The sequence below is a fragment of the Pantoea sp. Ae19-2 genome (assembly GCF_059801205.1).
The window spans coordinates 2,567,527-2,590,196 of sequence record NZ_JBCHWE010000001.1 but is presented as its reverse complement, the minus strand read 5'-3'; the positions used below and the strand labels follow the sequence as shown (position 1 = coordinate 2,590,196).

22 protein-coding genes are annotated in these 22,670 nt (G+C 55.3%); 20 read left to right on the top strand and 2 right to left on the bottom strand.

Annotated features, from left to right (window positions below; all coding sequences use genetic code 11):
• Positions 1–15: 15 nt before the first annotated feature.
• Entirely contained in the window at positions 16–567 is a 552-nt protein-coding gene (gene seqA / locus AAIE03_RS12015) for a replication initiation negative regulator SeqA (protein WP_019104980.1), read from the top strand.
• A gap of 25 nt (positions 568–592) precedes the next feature.
• Positions 593–2,233 (top strand): phosphoglucomutase (alpha-D-glucose-1,6-bisphosphate-dependent), encoded by a 1,641-nt coding sequence (gene pgm, locus AAIE03_RS12010; protein ID WP_013025044.1) that lies wholly within the window; start codon positions 593–595, stop codon positions 2,231–2,233.
• A gap of 42 nt (positions 2,234–2,275) precedes the next feature.
• On the opposite strand, the gene kdpE is transcribed toward pgm, so the two are convergent.
• Positions 2,276–2,950, bottom strand: a complete 675-nt coding sequence (gene kdpE, locus AAIE03_RS12005; protein WP_024471152.1) for a two-component system response regulator KdpE — start codon at positions 2,948–2,950, stop codon at positions 2,276–2,278.
• Between the two features lie 254 nt (positions 2,951–3,204).
• On the opposite strand from kdpE, the gene AAIE03_RS12000 reads away from it, so the two are divergent.
• The 12 genes from AAIE03_RS12000 (at position 3,205) to AAIE03_RS11945 (ending at position 13,102) form a co-directional block, all read left to right on the top strand.
• Positions 3,205–3,405 (top strand): DUF2517 family protein, encoded by a 201-nt coding sequence (locus AAIE03_RS12000; protein ID WP_013025046.1) that lies wholly within the window; start codon positions 3,205–3,207, stop codon positions 3,403–3,405.
• Between the two features lie 174 nt (positions 3,406–3,579).
• Complete coding sequence (locus tag AAIE03_RS11995; protein WP_013025047.1) at positions 3,580–4,539, top strand: YbgA family protein; 960 nt, start codon at positions 3,580–3,582, stop codon at positions 4,537–4,539.
• Positions 4,540–4,551: 12 nt separating this feature from the next.
• Positions 4,552–5,979 (top strand): deoxyribodipyrimidine photo-lyase, encoded by a 1,428-nt coding sequence (phrB, locus tag AAIE03_RS11990; RefSeq protein ID WP_014606300.1) that lies wholly within the window; start codon positions 4,552–4,554, stop codon positions 5,977–5,979.
• A 17-nt stretch (positions 5,980–5,996) separates the two neighbouring features.
• Positions 5,997–6,740: a type 2 GTP cyclohydrolase I gene (locus AAIE03_RS11985; protein WP_105082358.1), complete on the top strand. Its 744-nt coding sequence runs from the start codon at positions 5,997–5,999 to the stop codon at positions 6,738–6,740.
• A 157-nt stretch (positions 6,741–6,897) separates the two neighbouring features.
• The gene (pxpB, locus tag AAIE03_RS11980) at positions 6,898–7,554 is read left to right on the top strand and encodes a 5-oxoprolinase subunit PxpB (protein WP_013025050.1); all 657 of its coding nucleotides are present in this window, start codon (positions 6,898–6,900) and stop codon (positions 7,552–7,554) included.
• Complete coding sequence (gene pxpC / locus AAIE03_RS11975; protein ID WP_498563018.1) at positions 7,548–8,480, top strand: 5-oxoprolinase subunit PxpC; 933 nt, start codon at positions 7,548–7,550, stop codon at positions 8,478–8,480. Before pxpB ends, pxpC begins: the two co-directional genes overlap by 7 nt.
• Positions 8,470–9,207: a 5-oxoprolinase subunit PxpA gene (pxpA, locus tag AAIE03_RS11970; RefSeq protein ID WP_014606297.1), complete on the top strand. Its 738-nt coding sequence runs from the start codon at positions 8,470–8,472 to the stop codon at positions 9,205–9,207. Before pxpC ends, pxpA begins: the two co-directional genes overlap by 11 nt.
• Before the next feature lie 58 nt (positions 9,208–9,265).
• Positions 9,266–9,994 carry a DUF969 domain-containing protein gene (locus AAIE03_RS11965; RefSeq protein WP_013025053.1) on the top strand — a complete coding sequence of 243 codons (729 nt, stop codon included), beginning with the start codon at positions 9,266–9,268 and terminating at the stop codon, positions 9,992–9,994.
• Positions 9,994–11,010 carry a DUF979 domain-containing protein gene (locus AAIE03_RS11960; RefSeq protein ID WP_014606296.1) on the top strand — a complete coding sequence of 339 codons (1,017 nt, stop codon included), beginning with the start codon at positions 9,994–9,996 and terminating at the stop codon, positions 11,008–11,010. The genes AAIE03_RS11965 and AAIE03_RS11960 overlap by 1 nt, the downstream gene beginning before the upstream one ends.
• A gap of 6 nt (positions 11,011–11,016) precedes the next feature.
• On the top strand, positions 11,017–11,664 hold the full coding sequence (gene pcp / locus AAIE03_RS11955; protein WP_014593191.1) for a pyroglutamyl-peptidase I: 648 nt from the start codon (positions 11,017–11,019) through the stop codon (positions 11,662–11,664).
• 11 nt (positions 11,665–11,675) lie between these two features.
• Entirely contained in the window at positions 11,676–12,464 is a 789-nt protein-coding gene (gene nei / locus AAIE03_RS11950; RefSeq protein WP_105083055.1) for an endonuclease VIII, read from the top strand.
• Between the two features lie 65 nt (positions 12,465–12,529).
• Entirely contained in the window at positions 12,530–13,102 is a 573-nt protein-coding gene (locus AAIE03_RS11945; RefSeq protein ID WP_019104976.1) for a GNAT family N-acetyltransferase, read from the top strand.
• Positions 13,103–13,259: 157 nt separating this feature from the next.
• Here AAIE03_RS11945 and AAIE03_RS11940 read toward each other — a convergent pair whose 3' ends face one another.
• Complete coding sequence (locus AAIE03_RS11940; protein WP_014606294.1) at positions 13,260–14,543, bottom strand: citrate synthase; 1,284 nt, start codon at positions 14,541–14,543, stop codon at positions 13,260–13,262.
• A 590-nt stretch (positions 14,544–15,133) separates the two neighbouring features.
• Between AAIE03_RS11940 and sdhC the strand changes: the two genes are divergently transcribed.
• The 6 genes from sdhC (at position 15,134) to odhB (ending at position 22,642) form a co-directional block, all read left to right on the top strand.
• Complete coding sequence (gene sdhC, locus AAIE03_RS11935; protein WP_013025059.1) at positions 15,134–15,556, top strand: succinate dehydrogenase cytochrome b556 subunit; 423 nt, start codon at positions 15,134–15,136, stop codon at positions 15,554–15,556.
• Positions 15,550–15,897 carry a succinate dehydrogenase membrane anchor subunit gene (gene sdhD / locus AAIE03_RS11930; RefSeq protein WP_013025060.1) on the top strand — a complete coding sequence of 116 codons (348 nt, stop codon included), beginning with the start codon at positions 15,550–15,552 and terminating at the stop codon, positions 15,895–15,897. The genes sdhC and sdhD overlap by 7 nt, the downstream gene beginning before the upstream one ends.
• Positions 15,898–17,664 carry a succinate dehydrogenase flavoprotein subunit gene (sdhA, locus tag AAIE03_RS11925; RefSeq protein ID WP_013025061.1) on the top strand — a complete coding sequence of 589 codons (1,767 nt, stop codon included), beginning with the start codon at positions 15,898–15,900 and terminating at the stop codon, positions 17,662–17,664.
• Between the two features lie 14 nt (positions 17,665–17,678).
• Positions 17,679–18,395, top strand: a complete 717-nt coding sequence (locus AAIE03_RS11920) for a succinate dehydrogenase iron-sulfur subunit (RefSeq protein ID WP_013025062.1) — start codon at positions 17,679–17,681, stop codon at positions 18,393–18,395.
• Between the two features lie 200 nt (positions 18,396–18,595).
• Entirely contained in the window at positions 18,596–21,403 is a 2,808-nt protein-coding gene (gene sucA / locus AAIE03_RS11915; RefSeq protein ID WP_013025063.1) for a 2-oxoglutarate dehydrogenase E1 component, read from the top strand.
• 15 nt (positions 21,404–21,418) lie between these two features.
• Positions 21,419–22,642 carry a 2-oxoglutarate dehydrogenase complex dihydrolipoyllysine-residue succinyltransferase gene (odhB, locus tag AAIE03_RS11910; protein ID WP_013025064.1) on the top strand — a complete coding sequence of 408 codons (1,224 nt, stop codon included), beginning with the start codon at positions 21,419–21,421 and terminating at the stop codon, positions 22,640–22,642.
• Positions 22,643–22,670 lie beyond the last annotated feature (28 nt).

The following is a 22,670-nucleotide window of genomic DNA, read 5'->3' as shown; positions in this document are numbered from 1 at the left end:
ACCGTACGGAATAAGATGAAAACGATCGAAGTTGACGAAGAGCTCTACCGTTATATTGCCAGCCACACGCAACACATTGGCGAAAGTGCATCCGATATTCTGCGCCGTATGCTGAAGTTTACTGCCGGTCAGCCCGCGGCGGTCAATGACACGCAGCCCGTCTCCGCACCGGCCCCGTCTAAAGCGGCACCGTCGGCAGGTAATGAATCGCGCCCTCAGGATCGTGTTCGCGCAGTGCGTGAGCTAATGCTGTCGGATGAATATGCGGAGCAGAAGCGGGCGGTTAACCGCTTTATGCTAATCTTGTCAACGCTCTATCGTCTGGATACCGCAGCGTTTGCCGAGGCGACAACGTCGCTGCAGGGCCGCACGCGCATCTATTTCGCGGGCGATGAACATACGTTGCTGCAAAGCGGTACCCATACCAAGCCGAAGCACGTTCCCGGCACGCCGTACTGGGTTATTACCAATACCAATACCGGTCGCAAACGCAGCATGGTTGAACACATTATGCTGTCGATGCAGTTCCCGTCGGAGCTGGCAGAGAAAGTTTGCGGCACCATTTAAACTGAAGCGTCAGGGAGAAGCGCCAATGGCCAATCACCCCCGTGCCGGGCAGCCTGCCCAGCAGAGCGATTTGATTAACGTTGCACAATTAACTTCACAATATTATGTCCTGCAGCCCGATGTGGCTAACCCAGAACATGCGGTGAAATTTGGCACATCAGGCCATCGCGGTAGCGCAGGACGCCACAGCTTTAACGAAAAGCACATCCTGGCGATAGCTCAGGCGATTGCCGAAGAGCGTAAAAAGAACGGGATTACCGGTCCGTGCTACGTAGGTAAAGATACGCATGCGCTTTCGGAACCTGCGCTGTTGTCCGTGCTGGAAGTGCTGGCCGCAAACGGCGTAGACGTGATTGTTCAACAGGACAATGGCTATACGCCAACGCCGGCGATTTCAAACGCCATCCTTGAGCACAATAAATCGGGCGATCAGCTGGCGGATGGCATCGTTATTACGCCTTCGCACAACCCACCTGAAGACGGCGGGATTAAATACAATCCGCCGAACGGTGGCCCTGCCGATACCAACGTCACCAAAGTGGTTGAAGATCGCGCGAATCAGCTGTTGAAAGAGGGCCTGAAAGGCGTGAAGCGTCTGCCACTGGACCAGGCCTGGGCCAGCGGTCACGTGGTTGAGAAAGATTTGATCCAGCCTTATGTTGAAGGCCTTTCACAGATCATCGATTTCCCGGCGATTCAAAAAGCGGGCCTGAAAATCGGCGTCGATCCGCTTGGCGGTTCCGGCATCGCTTACTGGCAGCGCATTGCTGAGCACTACAAACTCGATCTGACCCTGGTGAATGACGCCGTTGATCAGACGTTCCGCTTTATGCATCTGGATAAAGACGGCGTGGTGCGCATGGACTGCTCGTCCGAATCTGCCATGGCGGGCCTGCTGGCCTATAAGGACAAATTTGACCTGGCGTTTGGCAACGATCCCGATTACGACCGCCACGGTATCGTCACGCCTGCCGGCCTGATGAACCCGAACCACTATCTGGCCGTTGCTATCAACTATCTGTTCCAGCATCGCCCACAGTGGGGCAAAGACGTTGCCGTGGGGAAAACCCTGGTGTCCAGTGCCATGATTGACCGCGTCGTTAACGACATTGGCCGCAAGCTGGTGGAAGTGCCGGTTGGCTTTAAGTGGTTCGTGGATGGCCTGTTCGACGGCAGCTTTGGCTTCGGTGGAGAAGAGAGTGCGGGCGCTTCATTCCTGCGCTTTGACGGTACGCCCTGGTCCACCGATAAAGACGGGATCATCATGTGTCTGCTGGCAGCGGAGATTACCGCGGTCACTGGCAAGAACCCGCAGGAGCACTATGATGAGCTGGCCGCGCGTTTCGGTGCACCCAGCTACAATCGCCTGCAGGCGTCAGCCAGTTCGGCACAGAAAGCGGCGCTGTCTAAGCTGTCACCTGAAATGGTGAGTGCTGACACGCTGGCGGGCGATCCGATCACCGCGCGTCTGACCGCTGCGCCGGGCAATGGCGCGTCTATCGGCGGCCTGAAAGTGATGACGGAAAACGGCTGGTTTGCGGCCCGTCCTTCAGGCACCGAAGATGCATACAAAATCTATTGTGAAAGTTTCCTGGGCGCAGAACACCGCGCGCAGATAGAAAAAGAAGCGGTAGAGATTGTCAGCGAAGTGCTGAAAAACGCCTGATTTGCCTGTTAAATGAAAAAAGCGCCTTAGTGGCGCTTTTTTTTATGGCATAAACCGGTAGCCGATGCCGGTTTCCGTGAGCAGATGTACCGGCTGGGTAGGATTCGCCTCCAGCTTTTGCCGCAGGTGCCCCATATAGATCCGCAGATAGTGGCTGTGTTCAACGGCGTTTGGTCCCCACACCTGGCTCAACAGCTGCCGCTGGGTCAGCACTTTGCCCGCGTTGTTCAGCAGCGTCGTCAGCAAACGAAACTCTATCGGCGTAAGGTGCACTTCCTCGCCAGCGCGCAACACTCTGCGGGCCGCAATATCCACGGTAACGTCGGCGAAGCTGACCTTGGGATCGGTATGTTGTCCGGCATGACGGCGCAAGGCGACGCGAACGCGTGCCAGCAGTTCACCAATACCGAAGGGTTTCGTCAGGTAATCGTCGGCCCCTGCATCCAGCGCGTCAATTTTATCCTGTTCGTCGATTCGGGCCGACAGCACAATCACGGGCAGCGTGCTCCACTGACGCAGCTCGCCAATAAAGTTTTTGCCATCGCCATCGGGCAGGCCGAGATCGAGAATGACCAGATCGGGTTTTCGCGTCGCCGCCTCAATCAACCCACGTTGTAGCGTTTCGGCATCGAAAACCTTCAGGCCTTCGCTTTCCAACGCGATGCGCACGAAGCGGCGAATTTCTTTCTCATCTTCAATGATTAAAACCGTGGTCACGCCAATCCTGCCATTGCCTGAAAAGGGAAAACACACTGTATCAACTTTTCAGCCTTTCGTCCGTGTTGCCATCGAATCGCGCTAAAGATCATCGTCAAAACCATTATTTAACCAAAATGTAACTAATTTTCAGATTGTCATTAACAGTACAAAAAAGCGTCAAATTTAGTGGTCAGATGAGTAGTAAAATTACACAATCAGGCGTAATATTGGACGCAGATCACATTTAACCGACTTTTCGTCAGGAGGAATCCATGTACCGGACTTATTCTCGTCATAAAATCATTTTGCGCCGTACGCTGGTTATCCTGTTGGGCCTGCTGGCTCTGCCGGTCATGCTGTTTCGCAAGGATCGTGCCCGCTTTTACAGCTATCTGCATCGTATGTGGTGCAAAACCAGCACCAAGCCGGTCTGGCTGGCACAGTCTGAAGCCGCTGCCGGTGTCTTTTGGTAATCAGACTGCATTAAACCGCCTCAGCCCCTGAATTTCTGGCCCGTTCCCTGAATCTTATTACGGGGAACGGGCTTTTTTTGAGCATTATCGTCATCTGCAAAGCCCCGCAGGCTGATTTCCCCACTATTTTGCGCTACACTTAAACCTCTACAAGTTTTCGGAGGTTGTACAAGTATGAGTGAGAAAATTCCGGTTGGAATCAGCGCTTGTCTGCTTGGTGAGAGCGTCAGATTTGATGGCGGCCATAAGCGCCTGGCTTTCGCTACTGATCAACTCACCCCTTTTGTACGTTTTGAACCTGTCTGCCCCGAAATGGCGATTGGCCTTCCTACGCCTCGCCCGGCCTTACGCCTCGTTAAAATGGGCGATGATGATGCTCTGCACCTGTGTTTCAGTAAAGAGGGCGGAGAGGACATCACCGATAAAATGCGCGACTGGTCCGAAAACCGCGTTAAATCCCTTCATCATCTTTGTGGCTACATCCTGTGCGCAAAATCACCCAGCTGCGGCATGGAACGGGTCAGGATTTATGAACCCGCCACCAACAATAACCGCAAAGCAGGCACCGGCATTTTTACCGCCTTTTTGCAGCGTGAAATGCCCTGGCTACCGCTTGAAGAAGATGGTCGCCTTAACGATCCCACCCTGCGCGAAAATTTTATTGGCCGGATTTGTGCCCTGCATGAGTTTAATCAGATGTGGAAACAGGGCCTGACTCGTCACAACCTGATGGCTTTTCACAGCCGCTACAAGCTGCTGCTGTTGGCGCATTCTCAGAAGAAATACCGTGAGCTGGGGCCGTTTGTTGCCTCAATGAACCAGTGGGAATCGTTGGAGGCTTTTGCCTTTGAATACCGCAGCCGACTGATGGATTTGATGTCACAGCCCGCGTCCCGTACGAATCACACTAACGTTTTGATGCACGTTCAGGGTTATTTCCGTAGTCAGTTAAGCTCTCCTCAGCGCAAAGAGCTGACGTCGCTGATTGACTGCTACCGGCAGGGAACGCAACCGCTGTTAGCACCCATTACGATTCTTAAGCACTATATGGCGGAATATCCGCACCCCTGGCTGACGCAGCAGCGTTACTTCGATCCTTACCCCGAAGCCCTGCGCCTGCGATACGGACAATGATTCAGGAGTACTATGACCACGCATTTAGTCTGGCTGCGAAACGACCTGCGTATTAACGATAATCTGGCGCTGCACGCGGCGTGCACCCAACCCGATGCCAGGGTGATTGCGCTGTTTATCGCAACGCCCGGGCAGTGGCAGCAACATGAGATGGCGGCCCGCCAGGTCGCATTTATTCATCAGAGTCTGGATATGCTGCAGTCCTCACTCGCGGAGCGGGGCATTCCGCTTCACTTTCATCAGTGTGATGATTTCGCGGCCAGCATCGATTTTCTGGTCGGCTTCTGCCAAAAGCAGCAGGTCGATAAGCTTTTCTACAATTACCAGTACGAAGTCAATGAGCGTGAACGGGATGCCAGCGCAGAAAAACGCCTGCATGAGGCGAACGTAGTCTGCCAGGGCTTTGATGACAGCCTGCTGCTGCCACCGGGCAGTATTCAAACCGGCGATGGCGAGATGTATAAAGTGTTTACGCCGTTCAGCAAGGCCTTCTTACGGCGGCTACAACAGGGTTTACCCGAGTGTGTGCCGGCTCCCAAAGCCCGTGAAGGTGCGCCGCTTAAAGAGCCAAAAAGCCTTCCGCCTTTTGATTATCCAAAAGCGGATATCGACACGTCGCTGTTTCCGCCCGGTGAACAGGCGGCCGTTAAGCGGTTACGTGAGTTTGCCAAACAGGCGGTGCTCGATTACGCAAAGCAGCGCGATTTGCCCGCGCTGGACAGCACCAGTCGTTTATCGGTCTATCTCTCTACCGGCGTGCTCTCGCCACGGCAATGCCTGCATCGAATCCTACATGAACAACCTAAAGCGCTGGAGAGCAGTCCGGCTGCCGTATGGATCAACGAACTGATATGGCGTGAATTTTACCGTCACCTCATCGTGGCACATCCGCGCTTGTGCAAACATCAGCCTTTTGTTCACTGGACACGCAACGTGGCGTGGCAACGTAACAGTGCGCACTTCGACGCCTGGAAGGCGGGGAAAACCGGTTATCCCATTGTGGATGCCGCCATGCGTCAGATGCAGACCATCGGCTGGATGCACAATCGACTTCGCATGATTACCGCCAGCTTTCTGGTGAAAGACCTGCTTATCGACTGGCGAGAGGGCGAGCGGTACTTCATGCAGCAGTTGATCGATGGCGACCTGGCTGCCAACAATGGCGGCTGGCAATGGGCGGCGTCAACCGGCACCGATGCCGCGCCTTATTTCCGCATTTTCAACCCGACCACGCAGGGCGAGCGCTTCGATAAAGAGGGGGAGTTTATTCGCCGCTATCTGCCAGAGTTGAAAGAGGTGCCTGACAGCGATATCCATCAGCCTCACCAATGGGCGCAGAAAAATAACAAGAAACTCGATTATCCGGCGCCAATCGTGGAACATAAGGACGCACGTAAAAAGACACTCGACGCCTTTGAGCGCGCGAAGAACGCGGCCTGAGGCGGCAAGGAGCAGAAATGAATCACTACGAGTTAGAAAAAATCGTCAACCAGCAGCTCAATACCGCTGCCTTCAGCGACTATGCACCGAACGGCCTTCAGGTTGAAGGCCGTGCCAGGGTAAAAACGGTGATTACGGGCGTGACCGCCTGCCAGGCATTACTGGATGAAGCGGTGGCCCGCCAGGCCGATGCCGTGCTGGTCCATCATGGTTATTTCTGGAAAAGCGAGCCTGCGGTCATTAAAGGGATGAAGCGCCAGCGGCTGCGCACCCTTTTGGCTAACGATATCAACCTCTATGGTTGGCACCTGCCGCTCGATGCGCACCCGCAGTTAGGGAATAACGCGCAACTGGCCAGGCTGTTGGGGATCGATGTGGTAGGCGAGATCATGCCGCTGGTGCCGTGGGGCGAGTTCGCTCAGCCCATTACCGGTGAGCAGCTGGCACAGCGTATTACCGAGGTATTAGGGCGTCAACCGCTGCACTGCGGTGATAAGGCACCTGCTGCAATTCGTCGTGTAGCCTGGTGCAGCGGCGGTGGGCAAGGATTTATAGACGCTGCGGCTGGCTTTGGGGTAGACGCTTTTATTACTGGCGAAGTGTCAGAACAGACGATTCACAGCGCACGTGAGCAGGGTCTGCACTTTTTTGCCGCGGGTCATCATGCCACCGAACGCTGCGGCATTCAGGCGCTGGGCGAGTGGCTGGCAGCAGAGCATGGCCTTGATGTGACCTTTATTGATATTCCCAATCCTGCCTGATCCTCCGGGTTCTGTATCACGCGGCAGAACCCAAATCTATTGACACATCTCTGTCACTTTCGCATAACTACCTTCTTAAGGCCGCAACACCAGTGCCTGCTTTTGGACGCCAGCATACTGCCTGAGCGCAACCATTTTTTTAACCGGGAGGTGCGCGTTGCAAGAAACACGATGCTACATGCTGGGCGAACGCGCGGTGGTGCTGGAGCTGGCTCCGCCGGTTTCCCTCACCAGCCAGCAGCGAATATGGCAGTTGAGCGAGCGCTTACAGTCACATGGCGCGATACGGGACGTGATTCCCGGCATGAATAACCTCACGTTGTTGCTGGAGGAGGCGCCCTCTGACGCGCAGCAGGCCACAGCGCAGCTTCAGCAGTGGTGGCTGGAAAGCGAAGCGCAGGCCACCGGGTCTCGTCTGGTAAAAGTGCCGGTTATCTACGGCGGTGAAGCAGGCCCCGATCTGCTTCAGGTGGCGGATCATGCTGGACTGTCAGCAAAGCAGGTGGTCGAGTTACACAGCAGTAGCGAGTACGACGTCTTTTTTATTGGTTTTCAGCCGGGATTCCCCTATCTGGCCGGGCTTGATCCCCGCCTGCACATGCCGCGCCGCGCGGAACCTCGCGTAGCCGTACCGGCAGGTTCGGTGGGAATAGGCGGGAGCCAGACGGGCGTGTATCCGCTGGCTTCTCCGGGCGGCTGGCAGTTGATTGGTCAAACCCCGGTGGCGCTTTTCACTCCGCAACAGCAGCCACCGACGTTGCTGCAACCCGGCGACAAAGTCCGGTTTGTGCCGCAAAAGGAAGGTATATGTTAACAATTCTTCGGGCGGGGCTGGCCACCAGCATTCAGGATCTGGGCCGCAACCGCTGGCGTCAGTACGGTATCGGCGTCAGTGGCGTTCTGGATCAGCCTGCCATGATCACGGCAAATTTACTGGTCGGTAATCCGCCGGGCAGCGCCGTTCTGGAAATTGTCCTGGGCCAGTTTAAAGCCGAGTTCAGACGCGATGGCTGGTTCGCCCTGACGGGCGCCGGCTGTCAGGCCGAACTGGACGGGAAACCCGTCTGGACCTGCTGGCGGTTGCCGGTTAAAAAAGGCCAGGTGCTGGTGTTAAAGAAACCGGTTCACGGTATGCGCAGTTATCTGGCGATACAGGGAGGATTCGATGTCCCAGAGGTACTGGGCTCATGCAGCACAGATATCAAAGCCGGGTTTGGCGGCTTCCAGGGGCGCACGTTGCAGGATGGCGATCGTATTCCTCTGGGCAAATCGGGGCAGCCCTTTACGCATAAGAAAGGGGTAAAGCAGTTGCTGTGGGGCAATCGCATTAGGGCACTGCCGGGGCCGGAATATCATGAGTTTAGTGAAGAGGCACAGCAAAAGCTGTGGCGAGCGGCATGGACACTCAATCCGCAAAGCAACCGCATGGGCTACCGTTTGCAGGGGCCAACCTTGCAGCGTGAGGCCTCACGCGAGCTGCTATCTCATGGACTGGTACCCGGCGTTATTCAGGTGCCGGGAAACGGACAACCCATTGTATTGCTGGCGGATGCACAAACCACCGGGGGCTATCCGCGCATCGCCTGTGTGATAGAGAGCGATCTCTACCATCTGGCGCAGATCCGTCTGGGGGAACCGATCCATTTTATTCTCTGCACGACTCAGGAAGCGCAGGCGGCAAAGCGGCAGCAACAGCTCGCCCTGGATCAAATGGCATGGGGACTGGCTAATGAAAATTGATTTAAACGCCGATTTGGGCGAGGGCGGCAGTAGCGATCGTGCGCTATTGCAACTGGTAAGCTCCGCCAATATCGCCTGCGGGTTTCACGCGGGCGATGCAGAAATGATGCTGCAGTCCGTTCGCTGGGCCAAAGCGTTTGGTGTGGCGATTGGTGCGCATCCCAGCTTCCCTGACCGTGAAAACTTTGGCCGCAGCGCCATGCAACTGCCGCCAGAAACCCTTTACGCACAAATCATCTATCAGGTCGGCGCATTGAAAAGCCTGGCGGAGAGCGAAGGGCAATCGTTGGTCCATGTAAAGCCGCATGGGATGTTGTATAACCAGGCTGCCGCCGACGCGGGCCTGGCGGACACCATTGCGCGTGCCGTTAAGGCCGTCGATGCCGGACTGATCGTCGTGGGGCTGGCGAACAGCGAATCGATTCGTGCGGCGGCGCACCATGGCCTGAAAACCCGCGAGGAAGTTTTTGCCGATCGCGGTTATCTCAGCAGCGGTGCTCTGGTGCCCCGCGGTCAACCCGGCGCATTAATTGAAGAGGAAGCTCAGGCAATCGATCAGACGTTGATGATGGTGCAGCAGGGGCGGGTAAAAAGCGTAAGTGGTGAGTGGGTAGCGGTTAACGCGCAGACCGTCTGCGTGCATGGTGACGGCGCACACGCGCTGCAGTTCGCTCAACGATTACGGGCCAGCTTCGCAAATAACAATATTGCTGTAACCAGTCAATAAAACAGCACCGCCGGGCTGATAAGCTCAGGCTTTTTTTGGTCTATCACAAGGGGAAAATATGGACAGCGTAGTGAATCTCTGGCCACTACTGGGCATTGCTGCCATCGTCGCAGGCTTCGTTTTACGCTTTAATCCGGTACTGGTGGTAATCGTTGCGGGCTTCGTCACCGGGATTGCCGCCATGATGCCGCTGGGCGATATTCTGCAAAAACTGGGCGAGGGCTTCCTGAATACTCGCAATCTGCCGCTTATTTTGCTGTTGCCGCTGGCGGTCATTGGCCTGCTGGAGCGCCATGGTCTGAAACAGCGTGCCCAGACGTGGATCGCACAGATTAAAACGGCGACGGCAGGGCGACTGCTCATCATCTACCTGTTTGTACGCGAGATCACTGCGGCGCTGGGGCTGACCAGCCTGGGTGGTCACCCGCAAATGGTGCGACCGCTGCTGGCACCGATGGCCGAAGGGGCCAGCGAAAGCCGTTACGGTGAACTGTCGCCTGAGATTCGCCATCGCCTGCGAGCCATGTCCGCTGCGACGGATAACGTCGGCCTGTTCTTTGGCGAAGATATCTTTGTCGCCTTTGGCGCCATCATCTTTATGCACAACTTTATGCAGGAGTCCGCCGGTATTCAGACCGAGCCGCTGCATATCGCGCTGTGGGGCATTCCAACGGCCATTGCGGCTTTTCTGATTCACTCCGCGCGCCTGATAAGGCTGGACCGTCAGCTCGCGCGTGAACTGAGTGCCATCAACAGCCAGGCCATCAACGCCAGAGGAGATCGCTAATGTTCCAGCAACAATATTTGATGTGGCTGGCTGGCGTGATTCTGCTGGTCGTGGCTTTTTTATCCTGGCGTGACAGCGGGAACCCACGTCGCTTTACCACCGGCCTGTTTTGGGGCTTATACGGTCTGATTTTTTTGGTGGGGGACTGGACAACGCAGCTGATGTCACAGCTGATGGGATCTACACAGAGCGGCACGCGAACCCTGCATATTACCGTGGGCGTGGCAGTTGTGCTGATGGGCTTAATTGCCGGCTGTGGTGGCGTAAAGCTTGGTCGCTACCATCAACGTAGCGAAGAGGAAAAAGAGGCCAGCGCACAACGCCTTAAAAATAAACTCTTTCTGCCTGCGTTAGCGATTCCTGTCGTAACGGTGATTGGCGTTCTGGCCTTTAATAATATTCCCGGTTTGCAGAGCGGGGTATTTGGACCCGGCAATCATTCCACCCTGGTCACGCTGTTTTCCATGACGGTGGGCTGCCTGCTGGGCTGGCTAATCGCCATGAAACTGACGCATGAGAAGCCGGTTCAGTCGATGCAGGAAACCCGGCGTCTGCTGGATTGTGTGGGCTGGGCTTTCCTGCTACCGCAAATTCTGGCCACGCTGGGGCTGTTGTTCACCGCTGCGGGCGTGGGCGGCGCCATCTCGCATCTGACCGAACATTATCTGGCGGTCGATAACCGCTTTATTGCCGTGACCGTTTACGCTGTTGGCATGGCGCTGTTAACTATGGTCATGGGCAACGCCTTTGCCGCTTTCCCGATTATTACCGCCGGTGTGGGCATTCCCATTCTGGTGCTACAACATGGTGGTAATCCGGCTGTCATGGCGGCAATCGGCATGTTTTCCGGCTACTGCGGAACCTTAATGACACCAATGGCCGCGAACTTTAATATCGTGCCCGCCGCGCTGCTGGAGTTGCCGGATCGTAACGCGGTCATCAAAGCTCAGGTCCCAACCGGTGTGCTACTGTTAATTGTTAACGTGTTTTTACTCTATTTCCTGATGTTTCTGTGAGGCAGCATGAAAACGGTATTGATGACGGCGTTTGAGCCCTTTGGTGGCGAATCCATTAATCCCTCGTGGCAGGCGGTCAGCGCGCTTGAAGGCCAGCAGATTGGCGGGGCACGTATCGTGACGCGCCAACTGCCGGTGGTCTTTAGCGAGGTGCTGGACGTGTTGTATCAGGCGCTGGAAGAGATTAAGCCGGATGCCATTATTGCTGTGGGGCAGGCGGGTGGGCGCAGCGATATCACCGTCGAGCGCATCGGCATTAACGTTGATGACGCCCGTATTCCCGATAACGCGGGCCATCAACCCGTGGATGAGCCGATTGCGCAGGATGGCCCGGCCGCCTACTTTTCACGCCTGCCGATCAAAGCCATTGTGGCCGCCGTGCGCAAAGCCGGTATTCCGGCTTCGGTGTCGCAAACCGCCGGCACCTTTACCTGTAACCGGGTGATGTATGGTCTGCTGCACTGGCTGCATCAACATGACAGCGCGGCGCGTGGCGGATTTATTCATATCCCTTACCTGCCAGAGCAGGCGGTCCACCATCCTGGCGCACCCAGCATGCCCGCCGCAACCGTGATCGAGGCGCTGAAAATTGCGGTGCAGACCACGCTGGAAACCGCCAACGATCTCAAGGAAGCGGGTGGCGCAACCCATTAAGAGGACGAGTGATGCCAGAAGGACCGGAGATTCGCCGTGTGGCGGATCAGCTTGAAATGGCCATTGTCGGGAAGCCTTTGGCCGACGTCTGGTTTGCTTTCCCTGCATTAAAAACTTATGAGCCCACATTAGTGGGGGAAAAGGTAGCGTCGATTGAAACGCGCGGCAAAGCGTTGCTGACACATTTCAGCAATGGTCTGACGCTCTATTCGCATAATCAACTTTACGGCGTCTGGCGCATCGTGTCGCCAGACGTGCAGCCCGAGACTAAACGGCAGTTACGTGTGCGCCTGGCAACGGCAGACCAGGCCATCCTGCTGTACAGCGCTTCGGATATTGAATTGCTGAATGCGGAAACCCTGGCCAGTCATCCGTTCCTGAATCGCATTGGGCCTGATGTGTTAAGCCCCGCGCTGACGCCGGAGGAGGTAAAGCAGCGCCTGCTCTCAGCGCGCTTCCGCCGTCGCCAGTTCAGCGGTTTATTACTGGACCAGGCGTTTCTGGCCGGATTAGGCAACTATCTGCGCGTGGAGATCCTCTGGCTGGCACAGCTGCTTCCAAACCATAACGCGCAGTCACTGAGCGAGTCACAGCTTGACGCCTTCAGCGACGCGCTGCTGTCCGTACCGCGTCATGCCTACCGCATGCGTGGCACAATGAAAAAGTATCACAGCGAAGCTGCCTTTCGTTTTGAAGTCTTTCATCGTCAGGGCAAGACGTGTCGGCGCTGCGGCACGGTGATTGAGAAGGGCGTTTTATCCTCCCGGCCATTTTACTGGTGTCCGGGCTGTCAGGTATAAAAGACAGGCGGGCCTGACGGGCAGGCTCCGTTAATCATTCCGTTTTCTGCTGCAGGGAGATCATCATGACGCCTGGAATCCTGACCGAACGGCTGGTTTTAAAACCGCTCACCCTGCAGGACGCGGATGCGATTCAGGTGGCGTTTCCCCAATGGGAAATTGTCCGTTACCTGATCGATTCGGTGCCCTGGCCCTATCCGGACGGCGCCGCCAGAGACTTTGTTGCGAACGTGGCATTACCCGCTGTTGAGGCGGGAAAAGGCTGGTACTGGACGATACGGCGCAGGGAAGCGGAGACGATGCTGATCGGGGTCATCAGCCTGATGGACACGCCGGACAACCATCGCGGCTTCTGGTTAGTACCCCACTGGCAGGGGCAGGGTTACATGTCGGAGGCCAGCAATGCCGTTACCGATTACTGGTTCAATGTGCTGAATAAACCGGTATTAAGAACGCCCAAAGCCGCAGCAAACGTGCGGTCGGTCGCTATCTCGGTTAAGAGCGGTATGCGTTGTATCAGAACGGGAAAGCAACGCTATGTTTCAGGCGAACATGACTCCGAACTCTGGGAGGTGACGCGGGATGAGTGGCGCAAATTCAGAGCGGCTCAGGCTGGCGAAACAGCCGCGAAAAAGTAACATTTTGCCGTGATCCGACAGCATCTTTAGCGATAAGGTTAAACCTGTCCGGCCTCAACGAAACCTGCATCCTTCGGGCAAAAAAAACGGCTATGCCTTGTCAGCATAGCCGTTTTGTCGTCGATGGCCCGGTGCGATATTCGCCCAGGCGACAGGCTTATTTATCCAGCTGTGACGTAAAGTCGCGCTCGGTATAACCGGTATACAGCTGACGCGGACGGGCAATTTTCATGCCTTCGTCGTGCATCTCTTTCCAGTGGGCGATCCAGCCAACGGTACGTGCCATGGCAAAAATCACGGTAAACATGGAAGACGGAATGCCCATGGCTTTCAGGATAATACCGGAGTAGAAGTCCACGTTTGGATAGAGTTTACGCTCGATGAAGTACGGGTCATTCAGCGCAATGTGTTCCAGCTCCAGCGCCACTTCCAGCAGGTCATCTTTCATGCCCAGCTCGTTCAGCACTTCATGACAGGTCTCACGCATGACGGTCGCGCGTGGGTCATAGTTTTTGTAAACGCGATGACCAAAGCCCATCAGGCGGAAGGAGTCGTTTTTGTCTTTTGCACGACGTACGAATTCTGGAATGTGTTCAACGGTGCTGATCTCTTCCAGCATGCGCAGACAGGCTTCGTTTGCGCCACCGTGCGCCGGTCCCCACAGGGAGGCGATACCGGCCGCGATACAGGCAAACGGGTTAGCGCCTGATGAACCTGCCGTACGGACGGTTGAGGTTGAGGCGTTCTGCTCGTGATCGGCATGCAGAATCAGAATGCGATCCATGGCGCGTTCAAGCACAGGGTTGACCTTGTATTCTTCACAAGGCGTTGCAAACATCATGTGCAGGAAGTTACCGGCGTAGGAAAGGTCGTTACGTGGATAAACGAACGGCTGGCCGATTGAATACTTGTAACACATCGCTGCCATGGTAGGCATTTTAGACAGCAGGCGGAAAGCGGCGATTTCACGATGGCGCTCAATGTTCACATCCAGCGAGTCGTGATAAAACGCGGCCAGGGCGCCAGTCACGCCGCACATCACAGCCATTGGATGTGAGTCGCGACGGAAGCCGTGGAACAGACGCGTGATCTGCTCATGAATCATGGTGTGGCGGGTAACGGTGACTTTGAACTCTTCAAACTGTTTCTGCGTCGGGGCTTCACCATTCAGCAGGATATAGCACACTTCCAGGTAGTTAGAGTGGGTGGCCAACTGATCGATGGGAAAACCACGGTGAAGCAGGATACCTTCATCGCCATCGATAAAGGTGATTTTTGACTCGCAGGACGCGGTAGACGTGAAACCAGGATCGAAGGTAAACAGGCCGTTAGAACCCAGTTCGCGGACATCGACGACATCCTGGCCCAGCGTGCCTTGCAGCACTTTCAGTTCAATAGGCTTTTCGTCGGGTAGGGTTAGCGTCACTTTTTTATCTGTCATTTTCGTCTCCATAGCGCCTTGGGCAGGTAAGGATCTTTCGACACCTGAAACGCGCGCATGTTGCATTTAGGCAGTACTTCACGATGTCACTCTGCATTATAAGCAGTGAAGGGTACAGAGTGAGAGGCGCGTTCCACAGGAAATGTAAAGCCGTGACATGTGCATATCGCGGTTGTTAAAGATCCGGTCAGGACATAACTTCTTTGTAACCAATAACCTGATGGTTTTAAAAGCTGTTAGTGGCAATGTTACATAACTTGAGCTTAGGAGAAAGTGTATCCCCATAACTTTTGTGCATCATAGGATTTTATCGGGATAGTTTGTAACTGAATTGTTGAACTATTGTCAAATCAGATAATTAAATTTGTATGAATTGTGAAAAACGTGAGAATGATCACTGTTCCACCCAAAATTCTCCAAAGAGTTTGTAGGGGAATTGTAATCAGAATGTGATCGTCCTATACTTCCGGCCAGGTCTCCGGAATACCCTGACACCAGGAGCCACCCAGCGTTTGTAACACGTCATTTAACACTGGATGTTGCTATTTTGGTGACGGATAAAGTCTGAACACGTTTAGGGTTCAGGTCTTATGTCCGGAGGAAGCAAAATAAAAAAGAGCTGTGTGGGCAAAACCGTGAAAAAACAAAGACCTGTCAACTTGGATCTCTCGACGATCCGGTTTCCCGTTACTGCAATATCGTCCATTCTTCACCGCGTCTCCGGCGTCATCACCCTGGTTGCTCTCGGCATCCTGTTATGGCTTCTCGGTCTTTCCCTCTCTTCTCCTGAAGGTTTCCAGCACGCTGCATCTGTCATGAATGGCTTCTTTGCGAAGTTCATCATGTGGGGCATTTTGACTGCGCTGGCCTATCATGCAGTGGGCGGGATACGTCATATGTTAATGGATTTTGGTTATCTGGCCGAAACGCTCGAAGCAGGTAAGCGTTCTGCGCAGGTGACGTTTGGTATTACTGTCGTGCTTTCAATTTTAGCAGGAGTCCTCGTATGGTAAGCAATGCATCCGCGTTGGGTCGCAATGGCATTCAGGACTGGCTGCTGCTGCGCGCGACGGCAATCCTCATCACGCTTTACATCATCTATCTCCTCGGTTTCGTGGTGATGACAGACACGCTGACGTATGACATCTGGCGTGGCTTCTTCGCTTCTGCATTTACAAAAGTGTTCACGCTCCTGACGCTGTTTTCCATTCTGATCCACGGCTGGATCGGTATGTGGCAGGTCTTAACGGACTACGTTAAACCGCTGGCAACGCGTCTGCTGTTGCAGTTGGTCATCGTAGTGGCGCTGTTGTCATATGCAATTTATGGATTTGTTGTGGTGTGGGGTGTGTAAATGAGTTTACCAGTAAGAGAATTTGATGCCGTGGTGATCGGCGCAGGCGGCGCGGGTATGCGCGCGGCGTTGCAAATCTCCCAGTCGGGCCAGACCTGTGCCCTGTTGTCCAAAGTCTTCCCGACCCGTTCCCATACGGTCTCCGCGCAGGGCGGAATCACCGTTGCGCTGGGTAACACCCATGACGATAACTGGGAATGGCATATGTATGACACCGTCAAAGGTTCCGACTACATCGGTGACCAGGACGCGATTGAATACATGTGTCACGTCGGTCCGGAAGCGATTCTGGAACTGGAGCACATGGGCTTGCCCTTCTCCCGTCTTGATGACGGACGCGTTTATCAGCGTCCGTTTGGTGGTCAGTCGAAAAACTTCGGCGGTGAGCAGGCGGCGCGTACTGCCGCAGCGGCCGACCGTACCGGCCACGCACTGCTGCATACGCTGTATCAGCAGAACCTGAAAAATAAAACCACTATCTTCTCCGAATGGTATGCACTGGATCTGGTCAAAAATGACGACGGTGCCATCGTAGGCTGTACGGCAATCTGCATGGAAACCGGCGAAACGGTTTACTTCAAAGCCAAGGCCACCATTCTGGCGACGGGCGGTGCAGGACGTATTTATCAGTCCACGACGAACGCCCACATCAATACCGGCGACGGTGTTGGCATGGCGCTGCGCGCAGGCGTGCCTGTGCAGGATATGGAAATGTGGCAGTTCCACCCAACCGGTATCGCCGGTGCTGGTGTACTGGTCACCGAAGGCTGTCGTGGTGAAGGCGGTTATCTGCTAAACAAACACGGTGAGCGTTTCATGGAGCGCTATGCGCCTAACGCCAAAGACCTTGCCGGTCGTGACGTTGTGGCCCGTTCGATGATGGTGGAGATCCGTGAAGGGCGTGGTTGCGACGGTCCATGGGGCCCGCACATCAAGCTGAAACTCGATCACCTGGGTGCGGAAGTGCTGGAATCGCGCCTGCCGGGCATCCTTGAGCTGTCCCGTACCTTTGCTCACGTTGACCCGATTAAAGAGCCGATTCCGGTTATCCCAACCTGTCACTACATGATGGGCGGCGTGCCAACCAAAGTCACCGGTCAGGCGCTGCGTGTGAATGAGCAGGGTGAAGACGAAGTGATTCCTGGCCTGTTCGCGGTGGGTGAAATCGCCTGCGTATCGGTACACGGGGCGAACCGTCTGGGTGGCAACTCGCTGCTGGACCTGGTGGTCTTCGGTCGCGCGGCTGGCGTGCATCTGCTTGAATGTCTGGAAGAGCAGGGTGAACTGCGTGAAGCCAGCCAGGAAAACATTGATGCCGCGATGGCGCGTTTCAACCGCTGGGAAAATAACACCACGGGTGAAGATCCGGTTGAAATCCGCAAGGCGTTGCAACGCTGCATGCAGAACAACTTCTCGGTATTCCGTGAAGGCGATGCGATGCGTGAAGGGCTTGCTGAACTGAAAGAGATCCGTGAGCGTCTGAAGTCCGCGCGCCTGGATGACCGCTCACCTGACTTCAATACACAGCGTATTGAGTGCCTTGAGCTGGATAACCTGATGGAAACCGCTTATGCCACCGCAGTGGCGGCCAACTACCGCACTGAGAGCCGTGGCGCACACAGCCGCTTCGACTATCCGGAACGTGATGATGCCAACTGGCTGTGCCATAGCCTCTATGTTCCGCAAACGGAAAGCATGACGCGCCGTGAGGTGAACATGCAACCGAAACTGCGTGCGGCCTTCCCGCCGAAAGCGCGTACCTACTAATTGCGGAGATCATCATGAGACTTGAATTTTCGATCTATCGTTACAACCCGGACGTCGATGACAAACCGCGCATGCAGGACTATACCCTGGAAGCGGAAGACGGCCGTGACATGATGCTGCTGGATGCGCTGATCCGTCTGAAAGAGAAGGATCCTACCCTGGCGTTTCGTCGCTCATGCCGTGAAGGCGTGTGCGGCTCAGACGGCCTGAACATGAACGGGAAAAACGGCCTGGCCTGCATCACGCCGGTTTCGGCGTTAGGCAACGGCAAGCAGAAAATCGTTATCCGTCCTCTACCGGGCCTGCCGGTCGTGCGCGACTTGGTGGTGGACATGGGCCAGTTTTATGCCCAGTATGAGAAAATTAAGCCTTTCTTATTGAATAACGGTGAAAACCCGCCAGCGCGAGAGCATCTGCAGTCGCCGGGCGAGCGTGAGCATCTGGACGGATTGTATGAGTGTATTCTCTGCGCCTGTTGCTCAACCTCTTGCCCGTCGTTCTGGTGGAACCCGGACAAGTTTATTGGTCCTGCAGGCCTGCTGGCCGCTTACCGCTTCCTGATTGACAGCCGTGATACGGAAACGGATGCGCGTCTGGATAATCTGAGCGATGCATTCAGCGTTTTCCGCTGTCACAGCATCATGAACTGTGTAAGTGTTTGTCCTAAAGGGCTAAACCCGACGCGTGCTATCGGCCACATTAAGTCGATGCTGCTGCAACGCAGCGCGTAGTTGTACCACCGGGAACCTCAGGTTCCCGGTATTTTACGGAAGCCTCTGTAAACGCGGTCCCGACCACGTTTACAAAGGTTCCCTTACGGGCCGGGCGCGCGCTGCGCACAGTGCTCGTATCGCTGAACTCACTACGGCAAACCGCGAAAGCGGCAACAAATGAAACCTCAAAAAAGCATAACATTGCTTAAGGGATCACAATGCAGAACAGCGCGATGAAGCCCTGGCTGGACTCCTCCTGGCTGGCCGGCGCGAATCAGTCTTACATAGAGCAACTCTATGAGGATTTCCTGACCGATCCTGACTCTGTGGATGCAGTGTGGCGCTCGATGTTCCAACAGTTACCAGGCACGGGAGTGAAACCTGAGCAGTTCCACTCCGCAACTCGCGAATATTTCCGTCGCCTGGCGAAAGACGCATCTCGTTACACCTCCTCAGTTACCGATCCGGCAACCAACTCCAAACAAGTGAAAGTGCTGCAGCTGATTAACGCGTTTCGTTTCCGCGGACATCAGGAAGCAAATCTCGATCCGCTTGGCCTGTGGAAACAGGACCGCGTTGCCGATCTCGATCCTGCCTTTCACGATCTGACCGACGCCGATTTTCAGGAAAGCTTTAACGTAGGTTCTTTTGCCATTGGCAAAGAAACCATGAAGCTGGCCGATCTGTTCGACGCGCTGAAGCAGACCTACTGTGGCTCGATTGGTGCAGAGTATATGCACATCAATAACACCGAAGAGAAACGCTGGATCCAGCAGCGTATCGAATCCGGTGCGAGCCAGACGTCATTCAGTGGCGAAGAGAAAAAAGGTTTCCTGAAAGAGCTGACCGCGGCAGAAGGGCTGGAAAAATATCTGGGCGCGAAATTCCCGGGTGCAAAACGTTTCTCGCTGGAAGGCGGTGATGCGCTGGTGCCGATGCTGCGCGAGATGATTCGTCATGCGGGCAAAAGCGGCACACGTGAAGTGGTACTGGGGATGGCGCACCGTGGCCGTCTTAACGTACTGATTAACGTACTGGGTAAAAAGCCACAGGATCTGTTCGACGAATTCTCCGGTAAACACAAAGAGCATCTGGGCACCGGTGATGTGAAGTATCACATGGGCTTCTCTTCGGATATTGAAACCGAAGGTGGTCTGGTGCATCTGGCGCTGGCGTTTAACCCCTCTCACCTGGAAATTGTCAGCCCGGTGGTCATGGGATCGGTACGTGCACGTCTCGATCGTCTGGCCGAACCGGTCAGCAATAAAGTGCTGCCTATCACCATTCACGGTGATGCGGCGGTGATTGGTCAGGGCGTGGTTCAGGAAACCCTGAACATGTCTCAGGCGCGCGGCTACGAAGTGGGCGGCACGGTACGTATCGTCATTAACAACCAGGTTGGTTTTACCACCTCCAACCCAAAAGATGCGCGTTCAACCCCGTACTGTACTGACATCGGCAAGATGGTGCTGGCACCGATTTTCCACGTCAATGCTGACGATCCGGAAGCGGTGGCCTTTGTTACCCGCCTGGCGCTGGACTATCGCAACACCTTCAAACGCGATGTGTTTATCGATCTGGTGTGCTATCGCCGTCATGGTCACAACGAGGCGGATGAGCCAAGTGCTACCCAGCCGTTGATGTACCAGAAAATCAAAAAGCATCCGACGCCGCGTAAAATTTACGCCGATCGTCTGGAAGGCGAAGGTGTCGCGTCGCAGGAAGATGCCACCGAGATGGTGAACCTGTACCGCGATGCGCTCGATGCGGGCGAATGCGTGGTGCCGGAATGGCGTCCGATGAGCCTGCACTCCTTCACGTGGTCGCCTTATCTGAACCACGAATGGGATGAGCCTTACCCGGCACAGGTTGACATGAAACGCCTGAAGGAACTGGCATTGCGTATCAGCCAGGTCCCTGAGCAGATTGAAGTGCAGTCGCGCGTGGCCAAGATCTATAACGATCGCAAGCTGATGGCCGAAGGCGAGAAAGCGTTCGACTGGGGCGGTGCCGAGAATCTGGCGTACGCCACGCTGGTGGATGAAGGTATTCCGGTTCGCCTCTCGGGTGAAGACTCCGGTCGTGGAACCTTCTTCCATCGCCATGCGGTCGTGCACAACCAGGCTAACGGTTCAACCTATACGCCGCTGCACCATATTCATAACAGCCAGGGCGAGTTCAAAGTCTGGGATTCTGTGCTGTCTGAAGAAGCCGTGCTGGCGTTTGAATACGGTTACGCCACGGCTGAGCCGCGCGTGCTGACCATCTGGGAAGCGCAGTTTGGTGACTTTGCCAACGGTGCTCAGGTGGTGATTGACCAGTTCATCAGCTCTGGCGAACAGAAGTGGGGCCGTATGTGTGGCCTGGTGATGTTGCTGCCGCATGGCTACGAAGGTCAGGGCCCGGAACACTCCTCTGCCCGTCTGGAACGCTATCTGCAACTTTGCGCCGAGCAGAACATGCAGGTTTGCGTCCCGTCGACGCCGGCTCAGGTGTATCACATGCTGCGCCGTCAGGCGCTGCGCGGGATGCGCCGTCCGCTGGTGGTGATGTCGCCGAAGTCGCTGTTACGCCATCCGCTGGCGATCTCGTCGCTGGATGAACTGGCAAACGGCAGTTTCCAGCCAGCCATTGGTGAGATCGACGATCTGGATCCGCAGGGCGTGAAACGCGTCGTGCTGTGCTCCGGTAAGGTTTACTACGATCTGCTGGAACAGCGTCGTAAAGACGAGAAAACCGATGTTGCCATCGTGCGCATCGAACAGCTTTACCCGTTCCCGCATCAGGCGGTACAGGAAGCATTGAAAGCCTATTCTCACGTACAGGACTTTGTCTGGTGCCAGGAAGAGCCTCTGAACCAGGGCGCCTGGTACTGTAGCCAGCATCATTTCCGTGATGTCGTGCCGTTTGGTGCCACCCTGCGTTATGCAGGTCGCCCGGCATCGGCTTCTCCGGCCGTGGGTTATATGTCCGTACACCAACAACAGCAGCAAGACCTGGTTAATGACGCACTGAACGTCAATTAATTAAAAGGAAAGATAATGAGTAGCGTAGATATTCTCGTTCCCGACCTGCCTGAATCGGTTGCAGATGCCACAGTAGCAACCTGGCACAAGAAACCAGGCGATGCAGTCAGCCGCGATGAAGTCATCGTCGAAATTGAAACTGACAAAGTCGTGCTGGAAGTGCCGGCATCTGCCGATGGCGTGCTGGAAGCCGTGCTGGAAGACGAAGGGGCAACCGTTACGTCCCGCCAGATCCTGGGTCGCCTGAAAGAAGGCAACAGTGCGGGTAAAGAAAGCAGTGCCAAAGCGGAAAGCAATGACACCACGCCAGCCCAGCGTCAGACAGCGTCGCTTGAAGAAGAGAGCAGCGATGCGCTCAGCCCGGCGATCCGTCGCCTGATTGCGGAGCATAATCTTGACGCTGCGCAGATCAAAGGCACCGGCGTGGGCGGACGTTTAACGCGTGAAGACGTTGAAAAACATCTGGCGAACAAACCGCAGGCTGAGAAAGCCGCCGCGCCAGCGGCGGGTGCAGCAACGGCTCAGCAGCCTGTTGCCAACCGCAGCGAAAAACGTGTTCCGATGACGCGTTTACGTAAGCGCGTCGCGGAGCGTCTGCTGGAAGCCAAGAACAGCACCGCCATGTTGACGACCTTCAACGAAATCAACATGAAGCCGATTATGGATCTGCGTAAGCAGTACGGCGATGCGTTCGAGAAGCGTCATGGTGTGCGTCTGGGCTTTATGTCTTTCTACATCAAGGCCGTGGTCGAAGCGCTGAAGCGTTATCCAGAAGTCAACGCCTCTATCGATGGCGAAGACGTGGTGTACCACAACTATTTCGATGTGAGTATTGCCGTCTCTACGCCACGCGGACTGGTGACGCCTGTCCTGCGTGACGTTGATGCGCTGAGCATGGCTGACATCGAGAAGAAAATTAAAGAACTGGCAGTGAAAGGCCGTGACGGCAAGCTGACGGTTGACGATCTGACGGGCGGTAACTTTACCATCACCAACGGTGGTGTGTTCGGTTCGCTGATGTCTACGCCAATCATCAACCCGCCACAGAGCGCGATTCTGGGTATGCACGCCATTAAAGATCGTCCTATGGCGGTCAATGGTCAGGTTGTGATCCTGCCAATGATGTACCTGGCTCTCTCCTACGATCACCGTTTAATCGATGGTCGTGAATCTGTCGGCTATCTGGTCGCAGTGAAAGAGATGCTGGAAGATCCGGCGCGTCTGCTGCTGGATGTCTGATTCATCACTGGGCACGCGTTGCGTGCCC

Bases quoted from the DNA above. Each gene is read 5' to 3' on its own strand.
- seqA (WP_019104980.1), top strand. From the start codon at position 16: ATGAAAACGATCGAAGTTGACGAAGAGCTCTACCGTTATATTGCCAGC.
- pgm (WP_013025044.1), top strand. From the start codon at position 593: ATGGCCAATCACCCCCGTGCCGGGCAGCCTGCCCAGCAGAGCGATTTG.
- AAIE03_RS12000 (WP_013025046.1), top strand. From the start codon at position 3,205: ATGTACCGGACTTATTCTCGTCATAAAATCATTTTGCGCCGTACGCTG.
- AAIE03_RS11995 (WP_013025047.1), top strand. From the start codon at position 3,580: ATGAGTGAGAAAATTCCGGTTGGAATCAGCGCTTGTCTGCTTGGTGAG.
- phrB (WP_014606300.1), top strand. From the start codon at position 4,552: ATGACCACGCATTTAGTCTGGCTGCGAAACGACCTGCGTATTAACGAT.
- AAIE03_RS11985 (WP_105082358.1), top strand. From the start codon at position 5,997: ATGAATCACTACGAGTTAGAAAAAATCGTCAACCAGCAGCTCAATACC.
- pxpC (WP_498563018.1), top strand. From the start codon at position 7,548: ATGTTAACAATTCTTCGGGCGGGGCTGGCCACCAGCATTCAGGATCTG.
- pxpA (WP_014606297.1), top strand. From the start codon at position 8,470: ATGAAAATTGATTTAAACGCCGATTTGGGCGAGGGCGGCAGTAGCGAT.
- AAIE03_RS11965 (WP_013025053.1), top strand. From the start codon at position 9,266: ATGGACAGCGTAGTGAATCTCTGGCCACTACTGGGCATTGCTGCCATC.
- AAIE03_RS11960 (WP_014606296.1), top strand. From the start codon at position 9,994: ATGTTCCAGCAACAATATTTGATGTGGCTGGCTGGCGTGATTCTGCTG.
- pcp (WP_014593191.1), top strand. From the start codon at position 11,017: ATGAAAACGGTATTGATGACGGCGTTTGAGCCCTTTGGTGGCGAATCC.
- nei (WP_105083055.1), top strand. From the start codon at position 11,676: ATGCCAGAAGGACCGGAGATTCGCCGTGTGGCGGATCAGCTTGAAATG.
- AAIE03_RS11945 (WP_019104976.1), top strand. From the start codon at position 12,530: ATGACGCCTGGAATCCTGACCGAACGGCTGGTTTTAAAACCGCTCACC.
- AAIE03_RS11940 (WP_014606294.1), bottom strand. From the start codon at position 14,543: ATGACAGATAAAAAAGTGACGCTAACCCTACCCGACGAAAAGCCTATT.
- sdhC (WP_013025059.1), top strand. From the start codon at position 15,134: ATGTCCGGAGGAAGCAAAATAAAAAAGAGCTGTGTGGGCAAAACCGTG.
- sdhD (WP_013025060.1), top strand. From the start codon at position 15,550: ATGGTAAGCAATGCATCCGCGTTGGGTCGCAATGGCATTCAGGACTGG.
- sdhA (WP_013025061.1), top strand. From the start codon at position 15,898: ATGAGTTTACCAGTAAGAGAATTTGATGCCGTGGTGATCGGCGCAGGC.
- AAIE03_RS11920 (WP_013025062.1), top strand. From the start codon at position 17,679: ATGAGACTTGAATTTTCGATCTATCGTTACAACCCGGACGTCGATGAC.
- sucA (WP_013025063.1), top strand. From the start codon at position 18,596: ATGCAGAACAGCGCGATGAAGCCCTGGCTGGACTCCTCCTGGCTGGCC.
- odhB (WP_013025064.1), top strand. From the start codon at position 21,419: ATGAGTAGCGTAGATATTCTCGTTCCCGACCTGCCTGAATCGGTTGCA.